This window comes from Rhodopirellula maiorica SM1, from assembly GCF_000346295.1.
GTDB classification, from domain to species: Bacteria; Planctomycetota; Planctomycetia; order Pirellulales; family Pirellulaceae; genus Novipirellula; species Novipirellula maiorica.
On sequence record NZ_ANOG01000672.1, the window covers coordinates 1 to 2,363 of the forward strand.

Annotated in this window: 3 protein-coding genes; 1 reads left to right on the forward strand and 2 read right to left on the reverse strand. The window is 51.9% G+C overall.

What is annotated here, in order from left to right; all coding sequences use genetic code 11:
* Window positions 1–4: 4 nt before the first annotated feature.
* Entirely contained in the window at window positions 5–169 is a 165-nt protein-coding gene (locus RMSM_RS41175) for a hypothetical protein (RefSeq protein WP_008701195.1), read from the reverse strand.
* 160 nt (window positions 170–329) lie between these two features.
* Here RMSM_RS41175 and RMSM_RS21480 point away from each other — a divergent pair, with 160 nt between their 5' ends.
* Complete coding sequence (locus RMSM_RS21480) at window positions 330–794, forward strand: hypothetical protein (RefSeq protein ID WP_040768754.1); 465 nt, start codon at window positions 330–332, stop codon at window positions 792–794.
* Window positions 795–1,065: 271 nt separating this feature from the next.
* On the opposite strand, the gene RMSM_RS38780 is transcribed toward RMSM_RS21480, so the two are convergent.
* Complete coding sequence (locus RMSM_RS38780) at window positions 1,066–1,443, reverse strand: hypothetical protein (RefSeq protein ID WP_081614266.1); 378 nt, start codon at window positions 1,441–1,443, stop codon at window positions 1,066–1,068.
* Window positions 1,444–2,363 lie beyond the last annotated feature (920 nt).

A 2,363-nucleotide genomic window follows, 5' to 3' on the forward strand; every position in this document is an offset into this window, starting at 1 on the left:
AGGGTTAACTTGATTTTTCGCTGTCGTCGAGACTGAGATTGTTGTAGAATTCATTTGGCTTCTTTCGTTTGTATTGTCGAGCCGCGGTCTCCACATCGTCGGTTACGACCAGAAAGCAGGTGAGCGAGTCTTCGTGATTCAGCTCGTGAATTACGGCGAGAGAAGCCATTTTCTAATTTGTAAATCATTTAGTCCACCTAAGAGTAAATCATTTAGTCCACCTAAGAGTATGTGCACGCGAGACCGGGAGTCGCGGCTGTCCTTCTGCTTGCGAGTCTTTTGCCAGGCCCGCGTGATTTCCACCGTTATCGCATGTGAATGCTCGAACGATGACGCAACCTGAACTCGACGAACAACTGGTACAACACCTCGCGAAGATCGCCGACCGTCTCGACGGCGGCGATGAAAACGTCGACCTTCCGTTGCTTGAAGAATTCAATCGCCTCGCTGGTACCGAAATACCGTTTGCGGAATTCCAAGGTATCTACGGCGGCGAAGACCACATCACGTATGTACGACGTGTTCTCACCGAACGGGCTACCAACGCTGACCCCAGTTTGGATCGGGACCGGCTCATCGAAATGTTTACGAAAGTGCTTGCTGACCCTTGTGATGATGCCTATCTGGAATACGTGTTCGCGACCGTCGAAAAAACATTCGGCGATTCACAAGTCTCGGATCTGGTATTCTGGCCTGGAGTGTATTTCGGAGACGCTGACAATCAACGGGAACTCAAGCCCGATGAAATGGCGGATGCCGTACTAGGACGGTACGTACAACGCAAGAAGCGATAACCACCGCGACCGGGATAGGGGGCCGGATTGCTCCGGCGCCCCTCCCACATCACAAACGCATGCAGGTCCGCACAATAACGATTCAAAGGGGGGCGATTCGCCACGAGGATGCAAGCGGTTGCGGGCGTTCTTCTAGACTTGGGTAAGCCCTCCCTCTTTAGGTACTCGATGGATAACGCACGCTGGACTCCCGACGTCTTGGAAAGACGCCATGGGCCTTTGCCGCTAAATGCGAATGGCCGGGCGTCCCGGTACGACAAGCACAATGACATCAGGTTGCGAAGCCGAGTTTTCGACGTCTTCCGCTGTTTCCAGTAACAAGCCGCAATCCGTGTTTATTTCGACTCACGCGAACTTGGTCCAGCTTTATTGTTTTCAATCTTTCGTTGGATATCGGGTGCGACGTGTTGTATTGGTGCCAATTGCCAGTTTCTTCGGGTTCAGACATGTTCCTGCCGCATTCATTTTCCTGCCGCAACCTTCGGTTGCCTTCTTTTGACCGGATGTCAGGAAGGATGGGCGCGCCGAAGTAGGTAGCCTCTAGGTAAATGCCGTTCAGCAGCCACCCGGCTGAAAGGACCGGCAAAAAGATATGGGACAAAAAGATATTGAGACCGGTTGATGCCGGGCAAAGGAAAGATGATTTCATGCCTCACCGATTTTCTAACCTTCCATATTTTAATCGATTGTCCTCGTTCCTGTGACAGCGGTTTTTCGTGCAGTCATTTGAACTGTTATCTGAGAGGCAAATTCTTTCATTCGATTATTTTCCTGCCCAACCTATTTATGTCCGTTGCGACACCTGCCGTCGCTTCGCGACTCTGTGGTGGCCACTATTACGCGGTACCCCGGACTCACGTCCGAGGCTACCACTTGTCGTCGCGTTGCGACTGGGAAGTGTCGTCCGCGCAGGCGGGTTTCTGCTTGCAACAAACGCGGGTCATGGCGTGAATGTGTCTGGCGACGGTTTTAGCTTTGAAGCTCGTCCGGTTCGGTTGTTGCCCAATCGGAACTGTTCTCGGCGGCTAGCCAGATTTACGGTCACATTCGCAGGCATCCTCGAGCACGGATCGTCACCTCCGGCGCAGTTGCCGGGTGTTCTAAGGAAAGGGGCCTCATACTGTTCTTTCGTTAGAATTTCATTTGGTATACTGACTCCTTGAAAGAAACCGGAACTAAGAAAACGTTCGGCAATAACTTCGGCGTTTCAATTGTCCTCGGAAGGACACGAGCCGCACGGTGAACACACTTCCTCTCAAATGATTGGCAACAAAATCCTAACGACGAACTTATTGTCGAACCGTTCCTAAGTACAGGGGACTTTCACCCCACAAGATCACGCCCATGCTGGGCGTACTGCAACGGAGTGGCGATTCACGACCGAATTTGAAATTAACGTCAACCGTCGCCACCCGGTTACGCTCAACGTTCTTGCAGTCCGTCGTTGCGCGGTCGAGTAACCTGATGGTCGTAAGTTGTGCACGCTCGTCGTTGCGCCGAGGACTTCAAACCACGAAAGACACGAATCACACGAAAAGTACATTCACCTAACTTTCGTGTCTTTGGTTG